This window comes from Streptomyces sp. NPDC058665, from assembly GCF_042714995.1.
Taxonomy (GTDB): domain Bacteria; phylum Actinomycetota; class Actinomycetes; order Streptomycetales; family Streptomycetaceae; genus Streptomyces.
On sequence record NZ_JBHXRX010000035.1, the window covers coordinates 69,183 to 94,767 of the forward strand.

Annotated in this window: 23 protein-coding genes; 11 read left to right on the top strand and 12 right to left on the bottom strand. The window is 71.1% G+C overall.

Going from position 1 to position 25,585, the window contains the following annotated elements:
- Nucleotides 1-261 precede the first annotated feature (261 nt).
- From ACFWV8_RS23085 to ACFWV8_RS23100, 4 genes are all read right to left on the bottom strand, one after another.
- The gene (locus ACFWV8_RS23085) at nucleotides 262-2,292 is read right to left on the bottom strand and encodes a TerD family protein (RefSeq protein WP_384205497.1); all 2,031 of its coding nucleotides are present in this window, start codon (nucleotides 2,290-2,292) and stop codon (nucleotides 262-264) included.
- Between the two features lie 228 nt (nucleotides 2,293-2,520).
- Nucleotides 2,521-3,087: a TerD family protein gene (locus ACFWV8_RS23090; RefSeq protein WP_329392495.1), complete on the bottom strand. Its 567-nt coding sequence runs from the start codon at nucleotides 3,085-3,087 to the stop codon at nucleotides 2,521-2,523.
- 196 nt (nucleotides 3,088-3,283) lie between these two features.
- Nucleotides 3,284-5,407 carry an excinuclease ABC subunit UvrB gene (gene uvrB / locus ACFWV8_RS23095; RefSeq protein WP_384205502.1) on the bottom strand — a complete coding sequence of 708 codons (2,124 nt, stop codon included), beginning with the start codon at nucleotides 5,405-5,407 and terminating at the stop codon, nucleotides 3,284-3,286.
- Nucleotides 5,408-5,447: 40 nt separating this feature from the next.
- Nucleotides 5,448-6,368, bottom strand: a complete 921-nt coding sequence (locus ACFWV8_RS23100; protein WP_384205507.1) for an MHYT domain-containing protein — start codon at nucleotides 6,366-6,368, stop codon at nucleotides 5,448-5,450.
- Nucleotides 6,369-6,603: 235 nt separating this feature from the next.
- On the opposite strand from ACFWV8_RS23100, the gene ACFWV8_RS23105 reads away from it, so the two are divergent.
- From ACFWV8_RS23105 to ACFWV8_RS23120, 4 genes are all read left to right on the top strand, one after another.
- Nucleotides 6,604-7,512, top strand: a complete 909-nt coding sequence (locus tag ACFWV8_RS23105; protein ID WP_384205512.1) for a glycerophosphodiester phosphodiesterase — start codon at nucleotides 6,604-6,606, stop codon at nucleotides 7,510-7,512.
- Nucleotides 7,513-7,570: 58 nt separating this feature from the next.
- Nucleotides 7,571-8,113 (top strand): methylated-DNA--[protein]-cysteine S-methyltransferase, encoded by a 543-nt coding sequence (locus ACFWV8_RS23110; protein WP_329389063.1) that lies wholly within the window; start codon nucleotides 7,571-7,573, stop codon nucleotides 8,111-8,113.
- A 98-nt stretch (nucleotides 8,114-8,211) separates the two neighbouring features.
- Entirely contained in the window at nucleotides 8,212-9,120 is a 909-nt protein-coding gene (locus ACFWV8_RS23115) for a pseudouridine-5'-phosphate glycosidase (protein ID WP_384205520.1), read from the top strand.
- A gap of 7 nt (nucleotides 9,121-9,127) precedes the next feature.
- Nucleotides 9,128-10,063 (top strand): carbohydrate kinase family protein, encoded by a 936-nt coding sequence (locus ACFWV8_RS23120; RefSeq protein WP_384205525.1) that lies wholly within the window; start codon nucleotides 9,128-9,130, stop codon nucleotides 10,061-10,063.
- A 195-nt stretch (nucleotides 10,064-10,258) separates the two neighbouring features.
- Here the strand turns inward: ACFWV8_RS23120 and ACFWV8_RS23125 are convergent, their stop codons facing one another.
- The gene (locus ACFWV8_RS23125; protein ID WP_384205533.1) at nucleotides 10,259-10,915 is read right to left on the bottom strand and encodes a uridine kinase; all 657 of its coding nucleotides are present in this window, start codon (nucleotides 10,913-10,915) and stop codon (nucleotides 10,259-10,261) included.
- 100 nt (nucleotides 10,916-11,015) lie between these two features.
- Complete coding sequence (locus ACFWV8_RS23130) at nucleotides 11,016-12,389, bottom strand: amidohydrolase (RefSeq protein WP_384205539.1); 1,374 nt, start codon at nucleotides 12,387-12,389, stop codon at nucleotides 11,016-11,018.
- 172 nt (nucleotides 12,390-12,561) lie between these two features.
- Here ACFWV8_RS23130 and ACFWV8_RS23135 point away from each other — a divergent pair, with 172 nt between their 5' ends.
- From ACFWV8_RS23135 to ACFWV8_RS23160, 6 genes are all read left to right on the top strand, one after another.
- On the top strand, nucleotides 12,562-13,056 hold the full coding sequence (locus tag ACFWV8_RS23135; protein ID WP_384205612.1) for a DUF3574 domain-containing protein: 495 nt from the start codon (nucleotides 12,562-12,564) through the stop codon (nucleotides 13,054-13,056).
- Between the two features lie 52 nt (nucleotides 13,057-13,108).
- Entirely contained in the window at nucleotides 13,109-13,642 is a 534-nt protein-coding gene (locus ACFWV8_RS23140; RefSeq protein ID WP_384205544.1) for a hypothetical protein, read from the top strand.
- A 374-nt stretch (nucleotides 13,643-14,016) separates the two neighbouring features.
- Complete coding sequence (locus ACFWV8_RS23145; RefSeq protein WP_384205552.1) at nucleotides 14,017-15,189, top strand: S1 family peptidase; 1,173 nt, start codon at nucleotides 14,017-14,019, stop codon at nucleotides 15,187-15,189.
- A gap of 207 nt (nucleotides 15,190-15,396) precedes the next feature.
- Nucleotides 15,397-15,666 (top strand): hypothetical protein, encoded by a 270-nt coding sequence (locus tag ACFWV8_RS23150; protein WP_384205557.1) that lies wholly within the window; start codon nucleotides 15,397-15,399, stop codon nucleotides 15,664-15,666.
- The gene (locus tag ACFWV8_RS23155; protein WP_384205561.1) at nucleotides 15,659-16,288 is read left to right on the top strand and encodes a DUF6879 family protein; all 630 of its coding nucleotides are present in this window, start codon (nucleotides 15,659-15,661) and stop codon (nucleotides 16,286-16,288) included. Before ACFWV8_RS23150 ends, ACFWV8_RS23155 begins: the two co-directional genes overlap by 8 nt.
- Entirely contained in the window at nucleotides 16,289-18,679 is a 2,391-nt protein-coding gene (locus ACFWV8_RS23160) for an ATP-binding protein (RefSeq protein ID WP_384205566.1), read from the top strand. It begins immediately after the preceding gene.
- A 53-nt stretch (nucleotides 18,680-18,732) separates the two neighbouring features.
- Here ACFWV8_RS23160 and ACFWV8_RS23165 read toward each other — a convergent pair whose 3' ends face one another.
- The 4 genes from ACFWV8_RS23165 to ACFWV8_RS23180 all read right to left on the bottom strand — a co-directional run bounded on the left by ACFWV8_RS23165 (nucleotide 18,733) and on the right by ACFWV8_RS23180 (nucleotide 24,040).
- Nucleotides 18,733-19,185, bottom strand: a complete 453-nt coding sequence (locus ACFWV8_RS23165; RefSeq protein WP_384205572.1) for a hypothetical protein — start codon at nucleotides 19,183-19,185, stop codon at nucleotides 18,733-18,735.
- 45 nt (nucleotides 19,186-19,230) lie between these two features.
- Nucleotides 19,231-20,484 (bottom strand): SWIM zinc finger family protein, encoded by a 1,254-nt coding sequence (locus ACFWV8_RS23170; protein WP_384205577.1) that lies wholly within the window; start codon nucleotides 20,482-20,484, stop codon nucleotides 19,231-19,233.
- Nucleotides 20,481-23,426, bottom strand: a complete 2,946-nt coding sequence (locus tag ACFWV8_RS23175; RefSeq protein WP_384205583.1) for a DEAD/DEAH box helicase — start codon at nucleotides 23,424-23,426, stop codon at nucleotides 20,481-20,483. The genes ACFWV8_RS23170 and ACFWV8_RS23175 overlap by 4 nt, the downstream gene beginning before the upstream one ends.
- Before the next feature lie 155 nt (nucleotides 23,427-23,581).
- Nucleotides 23,582-24,040, bottom strand: a complete 459-nt coding sequence (locus ACFWV8_RS23180; RefSeq protein ID WP_384205588.1) for a DoxX family protein — start codon at nucleotides 24,038-24,040, stop codon at nucleotides 23,582-23,584.
- A gap of 191 nt (nucleotides 24,041-24,231) precedes the next feature.
- Here ACFWV8_RS23180 and ACFWV8_RS23185 point away from each other — a divergent pair, with 191 nt between their 5' ends.
- Complete coding sequence (locus ACFWV8_RS23185; RefSeq protein ID WP_384205593.1) at nucleotides 24,232-24,582, top strand: DUF6343 family protein; 351 nt, start codon at nucleotides 24,232-24,234, stop codon at nucleotides 24,580-24,582.
- Here the strand turns inward: ACFWV8_RS23185 and ACFWV8_RS23190 are convergent.
- Together ACFWV8_RS23190 and coaE are read right to left on the bottom strand one after the other, a co-directional pair.
- The gene (locus ACFWV8_RS23190) at nucleotides 24,551-24,916 is read right to left on the bottom strand and encodes a tetratricopeptide repeat protein (RefSeq protein WP_384205598.1); all 366 of its coding nucleotides are present in this window, start codon (nucleotides 24,914-24,916) and stop codon (nucleotides 24,551-24,553) included. The two genes, ACFWV8_RS23185 and ACFWV8_RS23190, sit on opposite strands and share 32 nt — an antisense overlap.
- Before the next feature lie 107 nt (nucleotides 24,917-25,023).
- Nucleotides 25,024-25,545, bottom strand: coding sequence for a dephospho-CoA kinase (coaE, locus tag ACFWV8_RS23195; protein WP_384205618.1), 522 nt, complete (start codon nucleotides 25,543-25,545; stop codon nucleotides 25,024-25,026).
- Nucleotides 25,546-25,585 lie beyond the last annotated feature (40 nt).

The following is a 25,585-nucleotide window of genomic DNA, read 5'->3' on the forward strand; positions in this document are numbered from 1 at the left end:
CTGCCGGAGGTCTCTTCCACCCGTGCGTCTCGTCTGCGCCGGCGGGCCGACGCCCCGGGACCGATGGCGGTCCGTATTGACGGGTACGTCGCGGTGCGGGAGTACTCCCCTCCGTTCAATGGAGAGTACAGGAACTCCCAAGAAAAGGTAAAGTCGATGGTCAAGCTCGCGCGGGGGTGCAGGTCAGAGACGCGTCGGCGAGCGGGAGCCCGTACGGTGCCGGGGCCTCGCGATCGGGGCTCGGGGACCGGTACGGGCGCGTCAGCGGCGCCAGGCGCGGCGTGCCTCGGCGACCTGTTCGAGCACCTGTCGGAGTATCTGGCTTCCCGGCGGCATGGCCAGCGGCTCGAACGTCCACGCGTGGCCGACCCAGGGGTCGGCGAGGTGGTCGTCGGCGACCGGTGTGATGCGCAGCAGCGAACGCCAGAGAGGGTCGAGCACGGGCCCGTACGCGCTGGCGTCCTCCCGGTCGGCGACCATCATCAGATGGACACCGACGGCCGGGCCCTCGTCGGCGAGATAGCGCAGCTGGGTGACCGCGCGGTCGTCGAACCCGTGCGGGAAGTCGTTGACGATGAGCAGTTGTTCGGCGGTGTCGAGATCGGGCGGCAGTGAGTCGGCGGCGCCGCCCCTGATGGCCATCTGCACCAGGTCCACCCGCTGGGTGAGCCTCGCGAGGACGGCGGAGACGCCCCCGGCGCCGGTCGCCGGCGGCTGGTTCAGCACTCCCGAGCCGACCAGCGGGGCGAGGGACGCGGCGGCCGAGCCGGCGGCGTCGATCACATGGACGGTGAACTCGCCGGGCGGGTAGGCCGCGAGGAGACGTGCGGCGTGACCGACGGCGTTGTCCATGGCGAGCCTGCGCAGCTGCCCCTCGTCCAGCATGAGGGCACCCTCCGAGCCCGATCTGCCGCTGTCGATCCACAGACCGCGCTCCAGCGGGAGCCTGACCAGCATCGGGATGCGGAGGTCAGTGCGCTCGGGGAGATGGAGATCGCCGAGGCGCAGCGCCATCGGGTTGTCCATCGGGACGCGGTAGGCGTGCCAGACGGGGTTGTCCCAGCGGGCGTACGACGGCGGCAGCGCGGGCTCGACGACCTCGGTCTCGGCGGCCAGCTGGGCGAGGTCCCGGTCGAGCGCCTCGCGCGCCTGGCCGGTGAGCTGGTCACGCTTGGCGCGGGCGGCCTCGCGGGCCGCGTCGCCGGTGCCGCCTATCCGGCTGCGCGGGTCGGACAGGACCCGGTCGAGCTCCTGGTCCATCCGGGACTCGGCGAAGTCGACGGCGCTGCGGTAGGCGGCGGTGGCGCGGGCCAGGTCCTCGAACATGCCCCACACCTGGTTGTAGAGGCGCTCTTCCAGGGACCAACCGGTCGCGTCGCCCGCCACCGGGCGGGACGCCTGGCCGGGCTGGGCCGGCGGAGCCGCGGGCGGCGGGGTGGGCGGGGCCGTGGTGCGGCGGCGCGGGTGCGTGTAGTCGACCCGCCCGCCCGTGGTGCCGTGCGAGGCGGCGGCGGGCTGCTGGCCCTGGCTGTCCGGGCCGGTGGGCCCGGGGGTGCCGGGCAGTTGGTGGGGCGTGGCGCCGGTGCCGGGGGTGGTACCAGCGCCGGCGCTGGTGGCTGCGGCGCCGGATCCGGTGGAGCCCGCGGCGGTCTGGCCGGGCTGGGTGGCCGTGGCCGACCGGTCGGAGCGGACGCGTACACCGTCCTGCGTGCCGGTCAGGGGTGCCTGGATCGCGCTGGCCATGTGCCGGGCCACCGCCTCCTGGATCCCGGCGGCGAACTCGCGGGCCCCCGGCAGGCCCTGGTCGCGGAACAGCTCGGCGAGCCCGCCCGCGTACCCCTGGCCGACGGCGCGGACCTTCCAGGCTCCCTGGCGGCGGTAGAGCTCCAGCGCGACGACGGCGGACTCCGCCTCCAGGTCGGTGATGGTGAAGCTGGCGATCTCGGTGCCGTCCGTGGAGGTGACGGCGGCGAACGGGGCCGCGGTGGCGCCGAACCTGGCCGGCCCGCCGCCCCCTTCGGGGAGCGCGAGCAGTATGTGCACCAGATGCGCGCGGTCGGGCAGGGCCTCCAGGTCGACATGGAAGCGCAGCCCGGCGGCGGCCTGCCGGGACACCTCGATGCCGGGAAGTGTGGGCGAGCCCGGGTGGGCGATCCACTCGACGCCGAGGACCGTGCCCCGGTCGTCGCCGAGGGTGGCGCACGCCAGGACCGGTGCCGCGGCCGTCACCCGGATCTCCAGTCGGCTGTGGGGCAAGGGGTGGTTCTGCCCCCGGACCAGCTCGGCCGTCATCGCCTCTGTCCCCTCGTCGGTCACGCTTCGGTGCCGCGTAGTGATGTCGTTCGGTGGTGCTGCTCGGACTGTGGTGCTCTGCGTGGTGCCGGGCCGTGTTGCCTGGTGCCGTGTGCGAACTGCTCGGTGGAGCCTGCCGGTCGGGCCGCTCGCCGGGACCGCTCGGCAAGCGGTGCAGCTCCCGGCGGCCTGGCCTCCGGGAGCTGCGCTTGCGCTGGCGAGCCGTGCCTACAGGTGCGGCAGGATCGCCGGCATCAGGTCCTGGAACGTCCGGCCGTTCGCCGGGTTACCCAGGGCGGTCATCTGCCAGCCCGCGCCGGAGCGGTGCACCTTGGCCATGATCTGCGCGGTGTACTGACCGCCGCCGTCGAGCGTGTAGCGGGCGAGCTCGTCGCCGTTGGTCTCGTCGACGATGCGGCAGAAGGCGTTCTGCACCTCCTGGAACGTCTGGCCGGTGAACGAGTTCACCGTGAAGACGATCTGGTCGATGTGCACCGGAACGCGCTGCAGGTCCACGAGGATCGCCTCGTCGTCCCCGCCCTGTCCGGCGCCGCCGACGAGGTTGTCACCGGTGTGCTTCACCGAGCCGTCGTCGCTGACGAGGTGGCGGAAGAAGACCACGTCGACCGGCTGCTTGTCGGCGAAGAGCACCGCCGAGGCGTCCAGGTCGATCTCGCGGGTGCGTGACCCGAACAGGCCGCGACGCGGGGCGGCCTGCCAGCCGAGCCCCATGCGCACCGCGGTCAGGGTGCCGCCGCCCTTCTTCTCCAGGCTGATGGCCTGTCCCTTGGTCAGATTGACCCCGGGGCCCCCCGGCGCACTGCCCCTTGATACGTCCGCCACGCGCTGTCCCCTCTCGGAAGTTCCCCCGCAACCGTCCATGTGTGCGGTTGTCCCGTACCCTACGCAGTCACACTGACAGCGCAGGAGACTTCGGCCGTTTTTGTGTCGGTCTTGCAACACACCGCATACGGCGCCCGATACGGCGGCGTCAGGCCAGCCCCACTTCCCTCATCTGCCGCAGCTCCTTCTTGAGTTCGCCCACCTCGTCACGCAGCCGCGCGGCCACCTCGAACTGCAGATCGGCCGCAGCCGCGCGCATACGGTCGGTCATCTCCTCGATGATTCCGGCCAGTTCGGCCGCGGGCCGGTCGGTGACCACCGCGCCCTGCTTGCCGGCCTTGGCCGCCCGGCCGCCGGAGAGCGTCGGCACGGGGGCCTTGGCCTGCTTGCCCTCCTTGCCCTGGCGGTAGCCCGTACCGAGCAGTTGCTCGGTGTCGACCTCCTCGCGCGCGATGGTCGCGACGATGTCGTTGATCTTCTTGCGCAGCGGCTGCGGGTCGAGACCGCGCTCTGTGTTGTACGCGATCTGCTTCTCGCGGCGGCGGTTGGTCTCGTCGATGGCCTGCTCCATCGCCGGGGTGATCTTGTCCGCGTACATATGGACCTGGCCCGACACGTTGCGCGCCGCGCGGCCGATCGTCTGGATCAGCGACGTGCCCGACCGCAGGAAGCCCTGCTTGTCGGCGTCGAGGATCGCCACCAGCGACACCTCGGGCAGGTCGAGGCCCTCTCGCAGGAGGTTGATGCCGACGAGCACGTCGTACTCCCCCGCGCGCAGCTCGCGCAGCAGCTCGATACGGCGCAGTGTGTCGACGTCGCTGTGCAGATAGCGGACCTGTACGCCAAGCTCCAGGAAGTAGTCGGTCAGGTCCTCCGCCATCTTCTTGGTGAGGGTGGTGACCAGGACGCGCTCGTCCTTCTCGGTGCGGGTGCGGATCTCGTGCACCAGGTCGTCGATCTGGCCCTCGGTCGGCTTGACGACGACCTGCGGGTCGACCAGCCCGGTGGGACGGATGATCTGCTCCACGAAACCGTCGCCGCGTGAGAGCTCGTACTTGCCGGGGGTCGCCGACAGATAGACGGTCTGGCCGACGCGCTCCTGGAATTCCTCCCACTTCAGCGGACGGTTGTCCAGCGCGGACGGCAGCCGGAAGCCGTGGTCCACCAGGGTGCGCTTGCGGGACGCGTCGCCCTCGTACATGGCGCCGATCTGCGGCACGGTCACGTGCGACTCGTCGATGACCAGCAGGAAGTCCTCCGGGAAGTAGTCCAGGAGGGTGTTGGGCGCCGTACCCGGCGAGCGGTCGTCGAAGTGCATCGAGTAGTTCTCGATACCGGAGCAGGAGCCGATCTGGCGCATCATCTCGATGTCGTACGTGGTGCGCATGCGCAGCCGCTGGGACTCCAGGAGCTTGCCCTGCCTGTCCAGGTCGGCGAGGCGCTCCTCCAGCTCCCGCTCGATGCCGTTGACGGCCTTCTCCATGCGCTCGGGACCCGCGACGTAGTGGCTGGCCGGGAAGACGTACAGCTCCCGGTCCTCACTGATGATCTCGCCGGTGAGCGGGTGGAGGGTGGAGAGCGCCTCGATCTCGTCGCCGAACATCTCGATGCGGACGGCCAGTTCCTCGTAGACCGGGAAGATCTCGATGGTGTCGCCGCGGACCCGGAAGGTGCCGCGTGTGAACGCCATGTCGTTGCGGGTGTACTGGATGTCGACGAAGCGGCGCAGCAGCTCGTCCCTGTCGTACTCCTCGCCCACCTTCAGCGGCACCATCCGGTCCACGTACTCCTGGGGCGTACCCAGGCCGTAGATGCAGGAGACGGACGCGACCACGACGACATCACGGCGGGTGAGCAGCGAGTTCGTCGCCGAATGGCGCAACCGCTCGACCTCGTCGTTGATCGAGGAGTCCTTCTCGATGTAGGTGTCCGACTGGGGGACGTACGCCTCGGGCTGGTAGTAGTCGTAGTACGAGACGAAGTACTCGACGGCGTTGTTGGGCAGGAGCTCGCGGAACTCGTTCGCCAGCTGGGCCGCCAGCGTCTTGTTCGGAGCCATCACCAGGGTGGGGCGCTGGAGCTTCTCGATCATCCAGGCCGTGGTGGCCGACTTGCCGGTGCCCGTCGCACCGAGCAGGACCACATCCTGCTCACCCGCGCGGATGCGGCGCTCCAGGTCCGCGATCGCCGTCGGCTGGTCGCCGCTGGGTGCGTAGGAGCTGATGACCTCAAAAGGCGCCAAAGTACGTTCGATCTTGGAAACTGGCCGCATGCATCCACGGTACGACCCCCCACTGACAGTCGGGTGTGGATCACCAGTCGTGGACGCCCCGCGACCCGCCCCCGGACCGCCTGGACACCGTCTCCTCGGCGGTTTCCCCGTACGTGGGCTCCCGTCGCGTCCGCTGGGCCGGTACGCCGGGCAGGGGCCGCTCGTGGGGTCCTCGGCCGCCCCGGCCCCGGGGCGGCGGGGTGCGCCCCTCCCGGCCGCCCATCACCATCAGCGGGTCGAAGATCACGACGACGGCCGCCAGCAGCAGGAAGACCCCGGGCCCCACCAGCATGGGCCCGAGCAGCGTGGCCGCGGGCTCGCCCCCTTCGGCTCCCTCGGCGGGGCCGCCGGACGTCCGCAGATGGACGTGGACGGCCGCCATGCCCGTGTAGTGCATCCCCGTGACGGCGACGCCCATCGCCAGACTGGCGGCCATGCTCAGCAGCAGTCCGTGCACGGACGCGGCGGCCCAGAGGGCCGTGGTGGCCGCCACGACGGCGATCACGACCGAGCCGCCGACGGTCAGCGTGTCGTATTCGAGGCTGCCCCGCAGCCGCATCCCGGCCATGCCCAGGTAGTGCATGCTCGCGATGCCGAGTCCGGTGACGGTGCCGCCGGTGACCAGTGCCATCGTGGTCGCGCCCCGGTATCCCACGATGAAGAGCCCGACACCGACCATGACGATCGCGAGGCCGAGGCTGGCGAAGGTCGTGGCCCGGTCGTAGGTGACGGGCGTCTCCGCGACGCTGAAGCCGGTCATGGCGATGAAGTGCATCGTCCAGACGCCCGAGCCGATCGCTATGGCGGCGAGCGCGAGCCAGCCGGCCTCCCGGCCCCGTTCCGGGGTGTGCAGGGATCTGATGGCGCAGCGCAGGCCCAGAGCGCCGCCGAGGCAGGCCATGAGGAAGGCCGCCACGGGGGTGATCAGGCCGTAGCTGAATCCGTCGGTGGTGCCCTGCATGCGGTACGCCCTTCGCTCCTGATGAGCCGTCTGCGGAAGCGTTGGTTCGGGGGCGAGGGTATGACCAGCGGCTCGGCAAGCAAACATCAGGTCACCCTTTTGTCGACTTGGAGACCGTCTCGGGGCCTGTCTCGGGCGCATTCCGTTCACGTTGTGGCCAACCTTCGCCTGTCGCGTGTTGGCCGCCGGCTGTCACTCTCGGCCCGTCTGTGCTGGATCGACGCTAGGAGTCCACGTGTACGCACGCACCTCTGTGACCGCGACCGTCGCGCTGCTGGGAGCCGCCGCGCTGATTCTGCCGGGAACCACGTCGGCCGCCGCACCACGCGCCACGGCCCCGGAGAGCTCCGCCGCGTCCGCCCGTCAGGGCGCCGACCCGCTGGTCATCGCGCACCGCGGCGCCTCCGCCTACGCCCCGGAGAACACGCTCGCCGCCGTCGACAAGGCCGAGGAACTGGGCATCGACTGGGTGGAGAACGACGTCCAGCGTACGAAGGACGGTGAGCTGGTCGTCCTGCACGACACCGACCTGAAGCGGACCACCGACGTCGAGCAGGTCTTCCCCGACCGGGCTCCGTGGAATGTGAAGGACTTCACCGCGGCGGAGATCGCGCGGCTGGACGCGGGCAGCTGGTTCGGCGCCGATTGGGCGGGCGAGCGGGTGCCGACGCTGAAGCGGTATCTGGACACCGTCGAGGACAACCGCCAGAAGCTCCTTCTGGAGATCAAGGCCCCCGAGCTGTACCCGGGCATCGAGAAGGACACCCTGCGCGTCCTGCGCGCGGAGGGCTGGCTCGACCGCTCGCACGTCAAGAACAAGCTCGTCATCCAGAGCTTCGGCGCGGACAGCGTGAAGGCAGTGCACGCGCGGCGGCCCGACGTGACCACCGGATTCCTCGGGACGCCGGCGGTCGCGGACCTGCCCTCGTACGCGAAGTTCACCGACCAGATCAACCCGACGCACTCCACGCTGACCGCCGAGTACGTGACCGCCGTGCACCGGCTGAAGGGCGCGCACGGCAAGCGGCTCCAGGTCAGCACGTGGACGGTCAACGACGCCGCGGGCGCGCTGCGCGTGGCCGGATTCGGCGTGGACGGCATCATCACCAACAACCCCGACGTGGTGCGGGGCGCGGTGGGCTGACCGGTGTCGCTCCGCAGGCCGGGGCCCGTTGTCAGTGCCGGGTCGTAGCGTGGTGGACATGAACAGCAACGCGCAGTCGGTGGAGTGGGCCGTCGTCGGAAGCGACATCGGCCCGCTGCTGCTGGCCGCCACCGGTGAAGGACTTGTGACAGTTGTCTTCCACGCCACGACCGGGCGGCGGGAGACGGCACTTCGGCAGCTGAAGGGTCGGCTCGGCGCCGAGCCCGTCGAGGATCCGGCGGGCCGGCTGGCCGAGCCGATACGTCAGCTGGCGGCCTTCTTCGACGGCACGCTCCGGGAGTTCGAGCTGCCGCTCGACTGGTCGCTGTCGGGCGGCTTCAACCGGCAGGTGCTGCGGGAGCTGGCGGCCGGCGTTCCGTACGGCACGGTCGTCGGGTACGGGGATCTGGCCGACCGGGTGGGCAGTCCGGGCGCGGCCCAGGCGGTCGGCGCCGCGATGGGGTCCAACCCGCTGCCGATCGTGGTGCCGTGCCACCGGGTGGTGGAGAGCGGCGGCGGGCTGGGAGGCTTCGGGGGCGGCCTGGAGACCAAGCGGCGACTGCTGGCGCTGGAAGGTGTGCTGCCCGCGCCGTTGTTCTGACGCGTCCGCGGTCGAGGCCGGCGCTCGGGCTGGGGTGTCCGGGTGCTCGGGTGCTCGGCCGACGTTTGCGGGGCCCCGTCCCGTGCCAGGGATGGGACATGCCTGACACGACACTGCTGCTCTCCCCCGAGGTGCGGGAGGCTCTCGACGCGCGCCGGCCCGTCGTCGCCCTGGAGTCGACGATCATCGCGCACGGTCTGCCGCGACCACGCAATCTGGCCGTCGCCGAGGAGCTGGAAGCGCTGGTACGGTCCGGCGGCGCCGTCCCCGCCACCGTAGCCGTGCTGGACGGCCGGGCCCATGTGGGCCTGGACAAGGACCAGTTGGAGCGGGTCGCCGGGGATCCGTCCGTCCGGAAGCTGGGCCACCGCGACCTGGCGCCCGCGCTCGCGACGGGAGCGAGCGGTGCGACGACCGTCTCCGCGACGGCTTTCCTCGCCGCCCGCGCCGGAATCCGGGTCTTCGCGACCGGCGGCCTGGGCGGTGTCCACCGCGACTGGACCAGGGCGCAGGACGAGTCGGCGGACCTGCGGCTGCTCGCGCAGACCCGGATCACGGTGGTCTGCGCGGGGGTGAAGTCGATCCTCGACGTACCGGCGACCTTGCAGCGTCTGGAGACCCTGGGCGTCGGGATCCTCGGGTACGGCACGGAGCGCTTCCCGGGCTTCTACCTGACGTCGTCCGGGGAGCCCGTCGACTGGACGGTCCGCACTCCGGAGGAGGTCGCGGCGGTGATGGCGGCGCAGGACGCGCTCGGCGGGCCGGAGGCCGCACTGATCGTCGCCAATCCCGTACCGGAGGCGGAACAGCTCGATCCGGATTTGCACGACCGGGTGCTCGCCGAGACCTTGTCGGACTGCCGGGAGCAGGGCATCGGCGGGCAGGCGGTCACGCCGTTCCTGCTGGGTGAGCTGATGCGTCGTACCGGCGGCGCGTCCCTGGAGGCGAATCTGGCGGCCGTACGCGGCAACGTGCGGCTGGCCGCGCTGATCGCGGCGGCGCGGTGAGTGTGCGGTGAGCGGCGCGACCAGGACCGGTGGCGCGGGTGCGCCGGATACGCCGGGGGCGTTGCTGATCGTCGGGGACGTCGTCACCGACGTGGTGGCCCGGCACCGTACGCCGCTCACGCACGGCACGGACACCGCCGCCGAGATCCGCACCCTGCCGGGCGGCGCGGGGGCCAACGCGGCGTGCTGGGCGGCGGCCACGGGGTGCGCCGACGTCCGGCTGCTCGGCCGGGTCGGCACGGACGCCGCCGCGTGGCACGAGGAACGGCTGCGGGCGGCCGGCGTCCGGCCGCTGCTCGTCGCCGACGACGACGCACCGACCGCGACCGTCGTCTCACTGGTCGACGCCTCCGCCGAACGCACCTTCCTGACCGACAGCGGCGCCGTCCTGCGCCTCTGCGCCGCCGACTGGTCGGACGCGCTGCTCGACGGGGTGAGCAGGCTGCACATCTCCGGCTATCTCTTCTTCGCCGCCACGAGCCGCCACGTGGTGCGCGCCGCAGTGCGGTCGGCGGTGGCACGTGGCGTGCCGGTGAGCGTGGACCCGGCGTCGGCGGGTTTCATCGCGCGCCTCGGGCCCGAGGTGTTCCTGGCGGCGGCCGACGGTGTCGGGCTGCTCCTGCCGAACGCTGACGAGGCCCGGCTGCTCACCGGCGTCCCGGACGCCGAGAAGGCGGCTGCCGAACTGAGCCGCCGTTTCCCGCTGGTCGTGGTGACGCTGGGCCCCGGTGGCGCGCTGGTGGCATCGGACGGAGCCGTAACGTCCCGCGTCCCGGCCCGCCCCGCGCGGGCGGTCGACTCCACCGGCGCGGGCGACGCCTTCAACGGCGGCTTCCTCGCCGCCCTGTTGACGGGCGCGGATCCCGCGGCGGCAGCGTCCGCGGGCTGCCGGGCAGGCGCCCTGTCGGTCACGCTGACGGGCGGCCGTCCACCGGTGCCCTAGGGCGTGTCTGACAAATAGCGCCGTCCGCCCGCAGGGCGGGGCGCGCGCCCGCCGCGGAGCGGCTGATGACTCGCCGGTGCGTGCGCCCGCAAGGCGGAGGATCGCTCTCGTACTGGGCGTACGTGGGCGACTCCGACAACGCGGCGGGCGTGCGTGCAGGACGTCGCACGCCAGGCGGGATGTGTCAGACACGACCTAGGGTGTGTCTTTCCGATCTTGCCGGAGGGCCCAGGCAGGGTGGCGCGGGTCGTCCGCGCGTACGACGACATCGGCGGTCTCCGCCGGAGCGACCTCCCGTTCGTACCGCTCGAAGGCGGGCAGCGTCCACTGTTCGCTCTCGTCGGTGCGGCGGCGGAGCGCGGCCGGTGACAGCCGCAGATGCACCGTGAGGTCGAACGGGAACCAGTGCCCGAGAAGCAGCGGCCCGTGCACCAACAGCACACCGCCCGGCGGGAGTTCGACGCGCCGGCTGCGGGTGGCGCGATCCGTCGCGGGATCCCAGAGATCCAGCAGGACCCGCCCCGTCCCACCCGCCTCCACCGGCCCGAGCACCTCCCGCCACAGCGCGCCCGTGTCGAACCAGCCGTCGTAGTACGAGTCGGGCTCGTGCCGCCCGTACTCGTACCGCAGCGACGCGGGCCGCAGGAAGCCGCCGGTCCCGACGACGAGCACCGAGCGGCCCCGCAGCCGCAGGGCGTCGGCGAGCGCTTCGGCCGGTACGCCGGGGTGCGCGGCGGGAGCGCCGTCCACGGCGATTCTCAGCCAGGGGCTCCCGTCGTCGGCCTTGGTCTCCATGGCACGCTCGGCCAGGGCGTCGGTCAGCCGCTCCCAGGTGATCGCTTCGAGTCTCACCCGACCATCATGGTCCAGGGGCGGAGCCGTACGACGCCGTACATGCGACAGGCGCGTACGGGACCTGGGCGGGGCACGCCCCCTGCCCGACCCGTCGCGTCTACGCCGGGTCGTAGTCCTGGATGCGGCGGCCGTGACCACGGTCCGTCAACGCCGGTAGCCAGCTGGTCAGTTCCCCGACGATCTGCGGGAGGTCGAGCGTCAGCAGCCTGCGGTCGCGCATCAGGATCCGCCCGTCCACGATCGTGGTCAGCACATCGGCGGAGCGGGCGCTGAAGACGAGGGTCGCGGCGTGGTCATGGACCGGCTGGGTGTGCGGTCCCGTCAGATCCACCAGGATCAGATCGGCGCGCCGTCCCGGAGCGAGTACCCCGATCCGGTCGCCGAGACCGACGGCCTGAGCGCTCTGGGTGGTGGCGTGGTCAAGGGCCTGACGCGCCGTCAGCCAGGCGGGGTCGCGCTCCGCCGACTTCTGGGTGAGCCCGGTGAGCGTCATGCTCTCCCAGATGTCGAGAGTGTTGTTCGACGCCGCCCCGTCCGTCGCCAGGCCGACGGGCACGCCGATCGAGGCCAGCGCGCGCATCGGAGTCATGTCCCAGCCGAACTTGAGATAGCCCTTGGGCGCGGTGGCGAACGCGATATGCCCGGTGCCGCGCCCGAGTACGGCGAGATCGTCGTCGGTGAGCCCGGTGCCGTGGGCCACCAGCAGGTCGACGTCGAGCAGCCCGGCACGGCGCAGGGCCTCGATGGGCGTGTGGCCGTGCGCGGCGACGCTCGCGGCGGTCTGGTCCTTGTTCTCCGAGGCGTGGATGTGCACCAGCAGACCGTGCTCGCGGGCGAGTTCGGCGGTGGCGGCCAGATCGTCGTCGCTCACCGTGTACGGGGCGTGCGGCGCCAGGGACGTGGTGATCCGTCCGTCGGCGGCGCCCCGCGCCCGCAGCGCGAAGTCGAGGGATCGCTCGCGTCCGGCGCCCCCCTCGCTGGAGAAGTAACCCCAGCCGAGGTTGGCCCGCAGCCCGCTCGCCTCGGTGGCGGCGGCGACCGCGTCCATGGAGAAGTAGTGGTCCGCGAACGTGGTGACCCCGCCGCGGATCATCTCGGCGCAGGCGAGCAGGGCGCCGAGTTCGATGTCGCGGTCGGTGAGATTGACTTCGATGGGCCAGATCCAGTCGTTGAACCACTCGTCGATCGGCACGTCCTCGGCGACGCCGCGCAGGGCCACCATCGGTGTGTGCGTATGGCAGTTGATCAGTCCGGGCATGGCGAGCTGCCCGCGCGCGTCGACGCGTTCGACGGCGGGCAGAGCGGCGACGGCCTCCGGTGCCGTGATCGACTCGATGACGCCGTCGCGTACGACGATCGCGCTGTTCTCGACGAAGCCGATACCACCGGCCCCATGGGTGTCGTCGTGCGTCAGCGTGGTGCAGCCGGTGATGACGAGATCGGCGGGGCGGCTCTCGGGAGCGGTGGTCATCGCAGCAACGTACTTCGTACGACGGGGGCGGTCATGCACTCATGCGGGTGGTTTCCGGTCGGATCCGGTGTCTCGACGGGGTGACGTGGCGGTTGATCGCGCGTGTGAATCCGCATGTGAGGGCCCTCCCTGCGGACCTTCCGAGAGAGAGCGACCTCCCGCCGTGCGGAACCTGCCGACCACGCCGAAGACATCCCGGCTCACCAGCCCCCGCACCCCGAGGCAGCGGACATGGCTCGCCGTCGCGGCGGCCTCGGCCGCCGTACTGGGCGTCGGAGCCCCGGCGGCGTACGCGAGCCTCGACGGCCGGCAGCCCTCGGCCGGGACCGACCGCGGCGCGGCCTACGTCGAGACGCGGCTCTTCTTCGGTACCGAACGACCCGACGGCGGACCGGATGTGACCGACCGTCAGTTCATGGCGTTCATCGACCGCCATGTCACTCCGGAGTTTCCGTCCGGGCTGACGATCCAGGAGGGCCGGGGCCAGTGGCGCGACTCCAACGGCACGATCGAACGCGAGCGTTCGTACGAGCTGATCCTGCTGTACCCGGCGTCGGAGGCGACGTCGCGCGACGCCCGCATCGAGCGGATCCGAGCCGCCTACGTCCGTACTCACGCCCAGGACTCCGTGGCGAGGCTGGACGAGCGCACGCTCGCCGACTTCTGAACGATACGGCCGCAGAGCCGTAAACCCCGCTCCCAGCGGGCATTTCACCTCCATGACGGTTCGCCCACTGCTCCTCCTCGACGTCGACGGTCCCCTCAACCCGTACGCCGCCCGGCTGACCCGGCCGCGCGGGTACACGACCCACCATCTGCGCCCGTCGAACTGGCTCTCCCGTCAGTCGCCGGGATCCCGGCGCCACAGACGCGGGCTTCGGGTACGCCTCAACCCCGCGCACGGCCGGATACTCACCGGGCTGCCCTTCGAACTGGCCTGGGCCACCACCTGGATGCACGAGGCCAACACCATGATCGCGCCGACCGTCGGGCTGCCGGGCGATCTGCCGGTGATCGAGTGGCCCGAGCTCTTCGCGAAGGACCCGGACGGTCTCTACTGGAAGACCCGGACGCTGGTCGAATGGGCGGACGGCAGACCGTTCGCGTGGGTCGACGACATGATCACCGACCTGGACACGACGTACGTATCGACCCATCATGACGGCCCGGCGCTCCTTCTGCGCATCCACCCGCGACGCGGCCTGCGGGAGCGGGACTTCGCGACGCTGGTGCGGTGGGCGGAGTTGCTGTGACCCGCTCCCGCGAGGGACGCGGGTGGCCGAAATGACCTGCTGGGGAAGGTGTCAAGTGGTTCAGATTCTTGAGAGGGCGTTCACCGCCCGACTCCCGCAACGCCGCAAAAGCCCGCTTTCAAGGGCCTGTTGGGGACTTGCGCCCGTTCGGGCACCCGTCGGAACACTCCGTTTCAACCCGCCAGGGCCCTCCCGACCAGGCGAATCGAGACTTGCCCAGATTCCGTTCCATCATTGGCATGGACCTGTTCTTGATCCTTGGATACGCTCCGGCCGAGGCGAATGAGAGCGCTCTCACTCGCCCGCTGTTGCACTGTTCCGCTGTCCCACTGTTCCAACCCCACGATCGCTGGAACAACCGAAGGGCGAATGCCTTGAGACGCAAGACAGTTGTAAGCACCGGTCTGTCCGCACTCCTCCTCGTCGGCACCTGGGCGGCGGCCGGGCTCGCGCCCGCGTCGGCGGCCACTCCCGACTCGGCCTCGACATCGATGTCAGCATCGAAGGCGGAGCCCGCCGCGTCCGCCGGCCTGCTCACCGCCATGCAGGAAGAATTCGGTCTGACGAAGACTCAGGCCGTGGCGCGCCTCGCCGCCGAGAAGACGGCGACCGCCATCGACGGCAAGGCGCAGAAGGTGGCGGGAGCGTCGTACGGCGGCTCCTGGTTCAGCGCGGCCGACAACAAGCTCACCGTCGCCATCGCCGACGACAGCAAGGCCGCCGCCGTGCGCGCGACAGGCGCCACGGTCAAGCTCGTGAAGCACAGCGAGCAGGCCCTCGACGCGACCATGAAGCGCATCGACGCGCTCTCCGCGCCGGCCGGGGTCAGCAGCTGGCGCGTCGACCCGAAAACCAACCGGGTCGTGGTGAACGTCCTGGCGTCCGAGAGCGGCGACAAGGCCGTCGCCGGATTCGTCGCCAAGGCCAAGAAGGCCGGTCCGGTGACCGTCGCCAAGACGACCCAGGCACCCACCACTTTCGCCGCGGGCACCGTGGGCGGTGACCCGTACTACACGGGCAACGTCCGCTGTTCCATCGGCTTCTCGGTGCACGGCGGCTTCGTCACCGCCGGTCACTGCGGCCCGCGCGGCCAGTCCGTGCGCGGCTGGGACAACTCCGCCATAGGCAACTTCCAGGGCTCGTCCTTCCCCGGCAACGACTACGCCTGGGTGAACGTCGCCAACGGCTGGTGGACCGTACCCGTCGTCCTCGGCTGGGGCACCATCTCGGACCAGCTGGTGCGCGGCTCGAACGCGGCCCCCATCGGCGCCTCGATCTGCCGCTCCGGCTCCACGACGCACTGGCACTGCGGCAACGTCCTCGGCAAGAACGAGACGGTCAACTACGCCCAGGGCGCCGTACACCAGATGACCAAGACCAGCGTCTGCGCGGAGGGCGGCGACTCGGGCGGCTCGTTCCTCAGCGGCGACCAGGCCCAGGGCGTGACGTCCGGCGGCTGGGGCAACTGCAGCGGCGGCGGCGAGACCTGGTTCCAGCCGATCAACGAAATCCTCAGCACCTACGGCCTGACGCTCCACACCGCCTGACCCCGGCCCCGGCCCCACGCGGGCCACGGCCATCAGGCACAACTGTCGCGGCGGGGGATGCCCATTCCCCCGCCGCGACGGCGATCCGTCACTCATGGGCGCCGCCCTGGGCCGGACTCGATGACCGGTTGCGGCATGGCACCGCGTCGCCACCATCCGTAAGCTTGCCTGCCGTGAACGTCTGACGGCGCCGATCTGGAGGCAGGCATGTCCCGTGCGTGGGAGGCCGATCCGTCGGCTCTCTTTCTCCGGCGGCTGGGGAAGTCACCGCAGGAACTGGGGGTCACCGAGAACAAGGACGGCTGCCCCGACATCTGGGAGCTGGACAATGGCGACATCGCGGTTATCGGACGCGACCTGACGGATGTCTACGGACCGTCCCTCCCTGCCGACGCCACGATCGCCCACGACGAAAGGCTGGTCGTCATCCCGGGAAGCATCCTCCGGGCAGCGAAGGCCGATATCGCCGATGCCTGATCGCAGCGCCCTCACACTCAGTCGCACGCGAGGAGACATCCTCGCGACTGGCGCTTACCAACAGGACTTTCGGCGGCGCGACCACGAAATCACCGGCCGGAGCGGCTGGAAGTTCGAACGCCGCCAGCGCTTCAAGGAGCAGAACTCTCCCAGTTGGGACGCCTTCCAGCGGGGCGAGTGGCAAGAGGCGCTCCAACTCCTCAAGGCGAAGGGCGACATGTGGGAGAGGATCGCCCGGGAAGACAGGGAACGAGGCAGCGTCTTCCATCGGGTGCGGGTCGTGGAGGAGCCGCTGACGCCCTATCTTCACTGGGAGTTGCACGCACTGCGGGTACAGGGGGCGGGCGGCATGCCCGTCCGGGTTGTCGGTGCGGAGAAGGTGCGATCGCTGGAGATCGCGGAGCAGCTGCCCGAGGTCGTCTCTCTTGGGGGCCAGGTGCTCTACGAGGTTCTCTACACGGAGTCGGGCGTGCTCGACGGCGCGGTGCGATTCCAGGAGCCCGGTCTCATCGGAAACTGGGAAGCATTCATCCGGGGGTTGTACGAGGAAGGCGAGGACATCGTCTCTTACGTCGATCGGCGAGTGGCGCACCTGCCCGCGCCTGTCGTGAAGACGGAGTAAGTGAACAGCGGCGGCGGAGAGAATCCGGGCGGGACCCACTCCGACCTGTCGGGCTCCGCCCGTGACGTGGTGCAGGCCGGCCAGGTCAGTGGGGGTGTGCATTTTCATGACCACGGCGACGGAGAGCGCACCGCCCGATATCCGACTCCTCGTCAACTGCCTGGCAACATAAGGCACTTCGTCAACCGCACCGCCGAACTTGAGCGGCTCGACGCGACTCTGCACGGAGAACGGGATCGTTCCGTGGTCCCCGTTTTCGTGATCGCCGGGACGGCCGGGGCCGGCAAGACTTCGCTCGCTCTGCGCTGGGCGCACCGCCTGCGGGACCAATATTCCGACGGCCATCTCTACGTGAATCTACGAGGCTACGACGCGGGAGAGCCACTCACCGCACGGGACGTGCTTCCCCAGTTACTGATCGCACTCGGTCTTCCCGCGGCCGCGGTACCGGACAGCACGCAGGCGGCAGCCGCGCTCTACCGCTCTGTCCTGGCCGACCGCAAAGTACTCATCGTCCTGGACAACGCGGCCACGGTCGCGCAGGTCCGTCCGCTGCTGCCCGGCAACGCCAACTGCCTGACCGTTGTCACCAGCCGAGGGCGTCTGTCCGGACTCTCCGTGCGTGACGGCGCGTATCGCTTGACCCTTGGCACACTCCCCGAGCAGGAAGCCGTCGCTCTGCTGCGTGAGGTCACTGCCGACTTCCGTACCGACCCCGAAGACGAGCTCATCGAGCTCGCCCGGATGTGCGCTCATCTTCCGCTGGCACTACGGATCGCGGCCGAAAGGGCCGCTGACCGTCCCCATATGCGGCTCCAGGAACTGATCAGTGATCTGCGTGATGAATCAGCGCTGTGGGACGCCTTGAGCACAGGGGACGAAGAAGAGGCCGAGGCCGTACGCGCGGTGTTCGCCTGGTCCTATCAAGCTCTTCCTCCGGATGCGGCACGTGTGTTCCGCCTGCTGGGCCTGTACCCGGGTCCCGAGTTCGGCATCGGTGCCGCAGCGGCCCTGACTGGACTCAGTGTCCGACGGACGCGGCAATTGCTCGACGTGCTGGCGGGCGCGCATCTGCTGATGCAGAAGGCACCGGACCGGTTCGAGTTCCACGATCTGCTCCGGGCCTACGCTGGGGACGAAGCCCAGCGGGAGGAGTCACCGGAGGGGCGCTCCGCAGCGCTTCGGCGCACGCTCGACTGGTATCTGCACACCGCGGACGCCGCCCAGGGTTGGATCATGCCGGCCGAGGACCGGCTCCCACTCGGTCCGCCGGATGCCGGCGTAACACCGTTCACCTTCACGGACTACGACCAGGCAGTGGATTGGGCCGAGCGCGAGAACGCCAATTTCCTGCCCGCCGTCAGAGCATCGGAGAAAGCGGGGCTGGACCGGTACGCGTGGCAACTCGCCGCAGTGCTGTGGAATGCCAAAGCGCCTTCGTCACTCACCACGGACTGGCTGGCCGTCGGGGAGATCGGCCTGACCGCTGCCCGACGGTTGAACGAGCAGCCGGCGACAGCCATGCTTCTTGAGAACCACGGCTTCGGATACACCAAGATCAACCGACTCGCCGAGAGTGTCAGCTGCCATGAAGAAGCACTGTCCATCCGGCGGGAGTTGGGCGACCGGGACGGCGAAGCCTCCTCTCTCAACGCCCTCGGTCTCGTTCACCTCCGTCAGCGCCGGCTGGATTCCGCCGCAGCACGACTTGTCGAAGCGGCACGTGTCTTCGGGGAGTTGGGGCAGGCCCATTGGCAGAGTGTCTCCGTCGCCAACCTCGCCCTCGTGCACTACCAGGCCGGACGGCTCATGGATGCGTTCGACGGTGCCCAGCGGGCGCTGTCAGCCCACCGCCGTCACGGGAACACCCGCAGCGTGGGCAACGCCCTCTGGCTTCTGAGTTCGATTCGCCTCGACCGTGGCGAGCCCGAGGAGGCTCTTCGCGACGCCCAGGAGGCTGTGCGGATCGCACTGGATCTGCGCAGCCATGTGCTGGAGAGCAATTGGCTGCTCGCTCTTGGCGACGCCGAGCAGGCTCTTGGCCACTACGGTGACGCACTCACCGCCTACCACCGGTCGGCGACGCTGCACCGGCGGCTCGGTGACCGGAGCCGTGAAGCACGCGCCTGGCAAGGGGCCGGAGGGGTCTGTCACCGCCTCGACCGTACGGAGGAGGCTGCCGGCTTCTACCGCAGAGCGGCGGTGGCTCACCGCGAACTCGACGACGCGTGGAACGAAGCCGTGGCCCTCGACGGCCTCGCCGGCGTTCTGCGGGATCAGGACCCGCAGGCCGCGCACGGGCTGTGGGCCGATTGCGCCCGGCTCCTGGAGCCGTACCACGACCCTCGGGCGTGTGAGATGCGCGAGCGTGTGGAGCGGCGGCTCGGCTAGCGGGCATCTGAGGACTGAGCCGCACGGGCGCAGCGGCGAACTACGGCGATCCGTCAGAGCCCGCCTCGTCCGTGCGCGCCCCTGTCGCCGAGATCGATCCTGCCGATCGCGCCCGTCTGGATGACCGGGCCGTGCACCGTGGCGCCCGTGATCGTGTTGTGGACGTCGATCGTCTGGTATGTCGTGGGTGTGGCGGGGGTCAACTCGTCCAGCAGGGCGCGGAGTTCGGCAGCCGCCGACGGGTCCGCCGCCAGTGCGCGGCGCAGGCGGGTGCGCCACTCGGACTGGACGTCGGCCATCAGGGCTTCGTCCTCGTCGCGGTAGGCCGCGACCAGTTCGGCGCGGCCGGTTTCCAGGTCCTCCTCGACCGAGTCGGGGGTGACCGAGCTCCGGTCCGCGAAGAACGCCACCACCCGGTCGCGTGCCGCCGTCCAGCCCTCCGTTGCCATCTGTTGCACCAGGGCGGTCGCTCCCGCCGCCGCCAGTGCCACCAACTCGGCTTCCACCGCGCCCCCTCGGTCCGTCGGCCGTAACGGAGAAGAGTCTAACGGTCACCGTCCGAGCAGGGCTGTCAGTGCGCCCACCGGGTCCGTGTCCGGGGTGCCGCGGGGCCACCAGTCTTCCTGGTCGGGGTCCGATTCGTAGCCGTACCAGAGGCCGTCGCGGCCGAAGCGGAGTTGGAGCGAGCGCTCGGAGAGACGGTTGCGCCAGGGGCGGAAGTGGGAGAAGTCGGCCGCGATCAGGGCGGGGCGGGCCCGGTCGAACGGGCCGGCGGGTGGGTCCCAGGGGTCTTCCAGGACGGCCAGGCCCGCGAGGCCGCCCTGGCGCCAGGCCGCGACGGCGCGTGACAGGTCCATGGGGGTGTGGTCGGTGCCCGACGCGAGGTCGCGGTAGAGGGCGCGGGTGGAGGCGGTGAGGCCGGAACCCGGGTGGGCGGCGGCCAGGCGGACGGCGTCCTGCCAGGGGGTGAGGCCCGCGACGGGGTCGATACCGGTCGCGAGGAACGTGTGCGCGCGGGCCGCCGCCTCCGTGGCGAGCAGGTCGAGCGCCAGGGGGTCGGGGGCGCCGGGTGTGTGCGGATAGACCGGCGGGCGGCCCGGGTTGGGGGGCAGCGGGAAGGGCGGTGGCAGGGTCCCCAGCGGGTGGGGGCTCACCGCCGCTGCCGCGTCGACCGTGGGCATGGGCGGTGCGGCCGTGCCGCGTTCGGCGGCGGAGCGGGTGGCGTTGCGGCGGGTCAGGTCGGCGAGGATCTCGTGCTCACCCCGCCCGCGCATCAGGAACAGCACGAACGGGTCCTCGTCGAGCAGCCGTGCCGTCTGGTAGCAGAGCGCCGCCGCGTGCTTGCACGGGAATCCGTCGTCGGGGCAGGAGCAGTCGGGGGTCAGATCCCCTGCGGTGGGCAGCAGGTCCGCGGTGGCGGCCAGCGCCTGCGGCATGTCCTTGTCGAGAAGGGCGGCGATATGGTCCGGGCGGGCGGCGGCGGTGTCGAGGAGGCTTTCCCAGTCGGCGTCGCCGAGGGTGCGCAGGCGGATCTCCGTACGGTACGGGCGCGGCCGGGAGCCGTGCACGTACGCCATCACCCGTCCCGGGGTGACCGTGATCGCGTCCACGTGCCCGCCGTCCGCGTAGGCGCGCCCGCGGCGCAGCCGGGCCGGGTCGAGCGCGGAGTCCGTCATGGACTCCACCCAGGCGTTGCCCCACCAGCTGGTGGCGAAGTCGTCCTCGCCCGCCGCGCGGGGCCGTCGCGGCAGGGCGGGGAACGTACGGCGGCGGTCGTCGTGCCGGGGGACGCGCGGCGCGGTCATGACGGCCCCCGGAGCGAGACCAGATCGGCCAGTTCACGGTCGGTCAGCTCGGTGAGGGCTCCTTCGCCCGAGCCCAGGACGGCGTCGGCCAGGGCGCGCTTGGCGTCGAGCATCTCGGCGATCCGGTCCTCCACCGTGCCCTCCGCGATCAGCCGGTGCACCTGCACGGGCCGGGTCTGGCCGATGCGGTACGCACGGTCGGTGGCCTGCTCCTCGACGGCCGGATTCCACCAGCGGTCGTAGTGCACGACATGGCCGGCCCGGGTGAGGTTGAGGCCGGTGCCCGCGGCCTTGAGCGACAGCAGGAAGACGGGCACCTCGCCGGACTGGAACCGGTCCACCATCCGCTCGCGCTCCGCCACGGGCGTGCCGCCGTGCAGGAGTTGGGACGGGATCGCGCGGGAGGCGAGATGCGCGGAGAGGAGCCGCGCCATCGACACGTACTGCGTGAAGACCAGGACCGAGCCGTCCTCGGTCAGGATCGTGTCGAGCAGTTCGTCGAGCAGGGCGAGCTTCCCGGAGCGGCCGGTGAGCCTGGCCCGGTCCTCCTTCAGATACTGCGCCGGATGGTTGCAGATCTGTTTGAGCGCGGTGAGCAGCTTCATGACGAGGCCGCGCCGGGCGATGCCTTCGGAGCTCTCGATGGCGCCCATCGTCTCGCGGACGACGGCCTCGTAGAGGGAGGCCTGTTCGCGGGTGAGCGGCACCGGATGGTCACTCTCCGTCTTGGGCGGCAGCTCGGGCACGATGCCGGGGTCGGACTTCTTGCGGCGCAGCAGGAAGGGGCGGACCAGCCGGGAGAGCCGTTCCACCGCCTCGTCGCTCGCGGTGGTGCCCGCCGACCCCGCGTGTTCCACGTTCTCCACGACGCGCGCGTGGCGGGCGCGGAAGGACTTGAGCGGGCCGAGGAGCCCGGGGGTCGTCCAGTCGAGGAGGGCCCACAGCTCGGAGAGGTTGTTCTCCACCGGGGTGCCGGTCAGGGCGACGCGGGCGGGCGACGGGATCGTGCGCAGGGCCTTGGCCGTGGAGGAGAACGGGTTCTTGACGTGCTGGGCCTCGTCGGCGACGACCATCCCCCAGGTGTGGGAGGCCAGTTCGGGCGCGCTGCCGCGCATCGTGCCGTACGTGGTGAGGACGAACCCGTCCGTCACACCGTCGAGCGTGCGGCCGGAGCCGTGGAAACGGTGGACGGGGACGCCGGGCGCGAAGCGGGTGATCTCCCGCTGCCAGTTGCCGAGGAGGGAGGCGGGGCAGACGACGAGCGTGGGAACCGGCCGTGCGCGGTGCAGATGGAGCGCGATGACGGTGATCGTCTTGCCGAGGCCCATGTCGTCGGCGAGACAGCCGCCGAGACCGAGTGACGTCATCAGGTCGAGCCAGGCGAGACCCCGCAGCTGGTAGTCGCGCAGGGTGGCGTCCAGGGCGGCGGGCTGCGGGACGGCCGCCGAGCCGGCCACGAGCCGGTCGCGCAGGACCGCCAGCGCGCCGGTCGGGACGGCGTCGACCGTCTCGCCGTCGACCTCGGCCGAGCCGGTGAGGGCGACGGCCAGCGCGTCGACCGGGTCGAGCAGGCCCAGCTCCCGCTTGCGCGCCTTCCTCACGAGGTCGGGGTCGATCACCACCCACTGGTCGCGCAGCCGCACGATCGGCCGGTGCGATTCGGCGAGCGCGTCCATCTCCGCCTCGCTGAGCGGATCGCCGTCGAGCGCCAACTGCCAGTTGAACTTGAGCAGTTCGGTGCTGTCGAAGAAGGGCGTGCCGTCGGTGGCCGAGCCGGGCGCGGAACGTACGACGGCGGCGGCCGAGAGCGTACGCGCCAGCTCACGCGGCCAGTGGACGGCCACTCCGGCGGCGGCGAGACTCGCGGCGCCCGGACCGAGCAGTTCGTACAGCTCGTCCTCGGAGAGCGGCAGCACGGCGGGGACATCGTGCTCCAGCAGTCTCGCGAGCGGCGGCCAGACGCGCGCGGCGCGGCGCAGCGCGAGCAGGGCGTCGATCCGGGCGCGCGGTCCGAAGAGATCGTCGCCGTCACCCGCCCAGAGCTGGGCCGCGTCCATAACAAGCGTCGGGTCGGCGAGGCTGTGGATCTGGACGAGGGCGGCCCCGGCGCGCCGCTCGGTGCCGGACTCCTGCGGGGTCTCCCGCGGGGACGAGGAGTCGAACAGCTCGTACGCGGACAGGTCGAGGCGCAGCGATACGCGCACCCCGGCGTCCATACCCGCCGCCGCTTCGGCCGCCCAGGAGCGGGCGCGGGGCAGATGCTGCGCGGCCCGCGCGGCGAAGGGCGCGCCCGCGGCGAACGCGGCGGCGGGCGTACGGGGCAGGGCGTCCGCGACCGCGTCGAGGAAGGCCCGTACCAGCGCTTCCGGCTCGGGAAGCCGCAGGGGGAGCGGACCGGGGAGCGGGACGGCGTGTGCCTCGTACGGCATGGCGGCGGCGATGGCCCGCAACTGGGCGATGTCGTCCGCGTCGAGCGGGCCGGCGCGCCAGGCGTCGTGGTCGGAGGCCGTGAGGCCGGGCAGCAGCCGGCCACGGGCCGCCAGGTGGAGTGCGTGCAGGGCGGCGGCGCCCCAGCAGGCGGCCGAGGGATGGGCCGAGGCGTCGGAGCGGGCGCGGACCAGCAGGGGCACGGCGTCGGCGACGGGCATGAGCAGGGCGCGTACGACACGGGTCCGCACGCCCGCGAACGGACCGCCCGAGCCGATTCCGTCGGTGGGATCCTCGTGGCCGGCCGGGACCACGACCGTGAGCTCCCCCGTGGTGAAGCCGTCCTCGGCGGGCGGCTCCCCCTCCGGGGCCCAGAACGCGACACGCCCCTCACGGGGCAGGCCCGCCGGAAGGAAGACCACCGCGCAGCGGGCCGGTGAAGTCGCGGAGGACGCGGCGTCCGTGTCGGCGGCACGGACAGGCGAAAGCGTCTCGTCCAGCGCGTGTCGCGCCATCGTCACCAACTCCTTCCGCCCAGGTCGCACACCTGCGTGATCTCGTTACGGCGAGTCTAGGCGGGGGGTCTGACAGTCCCCCCGTCATGCCTGAAGGCCGCATCCTCCAAGGCGCGAGGATGCGGTCTTCAGACGCGACGGCGGGAGGCCATGGATCAGACCCGCCAGCGCACCAGGGCGACGAGTTCCACGGTCTTCTGCCGCCGCACCCACGCGACCACCGCGAAGAGGACGAGAAGGATCACCGGCGTCAGCGCGTTCTGACCGTCGAAGACGGTGACCTGAGTGATGAAGGCGCCGATCATCAGGCCGACGAGCGCGATCGCGGACGCTCCCGAGAGGATCGGAACGACCAGCGCGACGGCGCCGGCCAGCTCAAGGCCACCGGTCAGATACATGAACCAGTCGCCGAAGCCGATCTCGTCGAACGACTCCGCCGCCACCGAGTGGCCGATGATCTTGGGCCCGGCGCTCGGGATCGCCAGGAACAGCGCGAGGACGATCTGGAGCGTACGGACCGCGATGTCCGTACGGCGCGAGAGCCCGGCCCGGGGCTCGCCGGCGGCAGCGACCGTGGAAGCGGACCGGGCTGCGGAAGGCGGCGTGAGCTGCATGGATGCATCCGGCACTGGAGTGGTCGTAGCCTCGGACATTGGGGGTCTCCTCCGTTGAACACGTGGTGTGTTTTCACAGAGGCAGACACCCGCCGCGCCCGGAACTCATCGTTCTCCGGGCGGTCGGATCGACGGACTTTCCGACGGGGCGGGCGCGGACCGGGTACGTCGTCAACAGGAGGTGCGATGCCATGCGCACCGGAAATGAACCCGTCACCGCGCGCAGCGCGCTGCGGATGCGGTGGTGGCTGAGTGTCTGGGGCCTGTGCTGGTTCACTTTGGGCACGGTCGTCTTCGCGATCGCCGGTCTGCCCGGCTGGTCGGCCGCCTGTGGGGTGCTGCTGCTGATCGTCGCCACCGACCTCGTGCTGGTCGTCCGTCATATGCGCCAGGGGTCCCGCTACCAGCCGAGCCGCGACGTGCCGCCGTTCGAAGACCACAGCCGGCGGCGCGGCGGCACCTCTTACGAGAGGCCCTGGAAGTGGCGGAAGGACGGCGACAGGAGCGACGTCAGTCGTCGGAGTCGAAACGCGCCGCCTTGAGATACTCCGGGTTCGGGTCGAGCGCCGCCGCGAGCCTGAAGTGCTTCGTCGCGTGCTCGGGTCGGCCCGCCCGCTCATAGGTACGGGCCAGCGCGAAGTGCGCGAAGGCGTTGTCCGGCTCACGCTCCAGGACCAGCTCGAACTCCAGCTCGGCGGGACGCAGTTGGGCGGCGGCGAAGAACGCGCGGGCGCGCAGCAGCCGGGCCGCCGTGTTCTCGGGGTGCGCCGCGATCACCGAGTCCAGCAGCTTGACCGCGCCGCGCGGGTCGCGTGCGGCGAGCAGCTGCTCGGCCGCGCGGTAGTCGATGACGTGGGTCTCCGGGCTATCGGGCACGGTCGAATCCTTCCCCTCGGTCGCGCGTTCAAGGTCGCACAGGTTGCCGGTATTCCAAAACGGTTCGGTGGGCGAGGACCGGTCGATGGGCCCGCCGGCGAGGCCCGTCAGCGGTCGCTGGGGGCGTCGGCGGTAACTTGCTCGACCAGCCGTTCCCAGACCTCGCGGACCCGCGGCTCCAGCTTCTCCAGCGGCCCGTCGTTGTCGACCACCAGATCGGCGGCCGCGATGCGCTGCTCTCGGGTGGCCTGCGCCGCCATCCGCGACCTGGCGTCGGACTCGGCCATGCCCCGGAGCCGTACGAGCCGGTCCAGTTGTGTCCCGGGGGACGCGTCCACGACCACGACCAGGTCGAAGAGCCCGGTCAGCCCGTTCTCGACGAGGAGCGGCACGTCGTGGACGACGATGTCGTCCTCCCCCGCCGCGCTCTCCAGCTCCGCCGAACGCTCGCGGACCAGGGGATGGACGATGCCGTTCAGGTTGGCGAGCCTGTCGCTGTCGGAGAAGACGAGCGAGCCGAGCTTCGGCCGGTCGAGCCTCCCGTCGGCGGTGAGGACACCGGGCCCGAAGGCTTCGACAACGGCGTGGGGGGCCGGCGGGCCCCGGGGGGCCACCCCCCGGGGGGGCAGTTTCTCCCGCCACCCCCCCCCCCCCCACCGCAACAGCAAA

Bases quoted from the DNA above. Each gene is read 5' to 3' on its own strand.
- ACFWV8_RS23085 (WP_384205497.1), bottom strand. From the start codon at position 2,292: ATGACGGCCGAGCTGGTCCGGGGGCAGAACCACCCCTTGCCCCACAGC.
- uvrB (WP_384205502.1), bottom strand. From the start codon at position 5,407: ATGCGGCCAGTTTCCAAGATCGAACGTACTTTGGCGCCTTTTGAGGTC.
- ACFWV8_RS23100 (WP_384205507.1), bottom strand. From the start codon at position 6,368: ATGCAGGGCACCACCGACGGATTCAGCTACGGCCTGATCACCCCCGTG.
- ACFWV8_RS23110 (WP_329389063.1), top strand. From the start codon at position 7,571: ATGAACAGCAACGCGCAGTCGGTGGAGTGGGCCGTCGTCGGAAGCGAC.
- ACFWV8_RS23115 (WP_384205520.1), top strand. From the start codon at position 8,212: ATGCCTGACACGACACTGCTGCTCTCCCCCGAGGTGCGGGAGGCTCTC.
- ACFWV8_RS23130 (WP_384205539.1), bottom strand. From the start codon at position 12,389: ATGACCACCGCTCCCGAGAGCCGCCCCGCCGATCTCGTCATCACCGGC.
- ACFWV8_RS23140 (WP_384205544.1), top strand. From the start codon at position 13,109: ATGACGGTTCGCCCACTGCTCCTCCTCGACGTCGACGGTCCCCTCAAC.
- ACFWV8_RS23150 (WP_384205557.1), top strand. From the start codon at position 15,397: ATGTCCCGTGCGTGGGAGGCCGATCCGTCGGCTCTCTTTCTCCGGCGG.
- ACFWV8_RS23155 (WP_384205561.1), top strand. From the start codon at position 15,659: ATGCCTGATCGCAGCGCCCTCACACTCAGTCGCACGCGAGGAGACATC.
- ACFWV8_RS23170 (WP_384205577.1), bottom strand. From the start codon at position 20,484: ATGACCGCGCCGCGCGTCCCCCGGCACGACGACCGCCGCCGTACGTTC.
- ACFWV8_RS23175 (WP_384205583.1), bottom strand. From the start codon at position 23,426: ATGGCGCGACACGCGCTGGACGAGACGCTTTCGCCTGTCCGTGCCGCC.
- ACFWV8_RS23180 (WP_384205588.1), bottom strand. From the start codon at position 24,040: ATGCAGCTCACGCCGCCTTCCGCAGCCCGGTCCGCTTCCACGGTCGCT.
- ACFWV8_RS23185 (WP_384205593.1), top strand. From the start codon at position 24,232: ATGCGCACCGGAAATGAACCCGTCACCGCGCGCAGCGCGCTGCGGATG.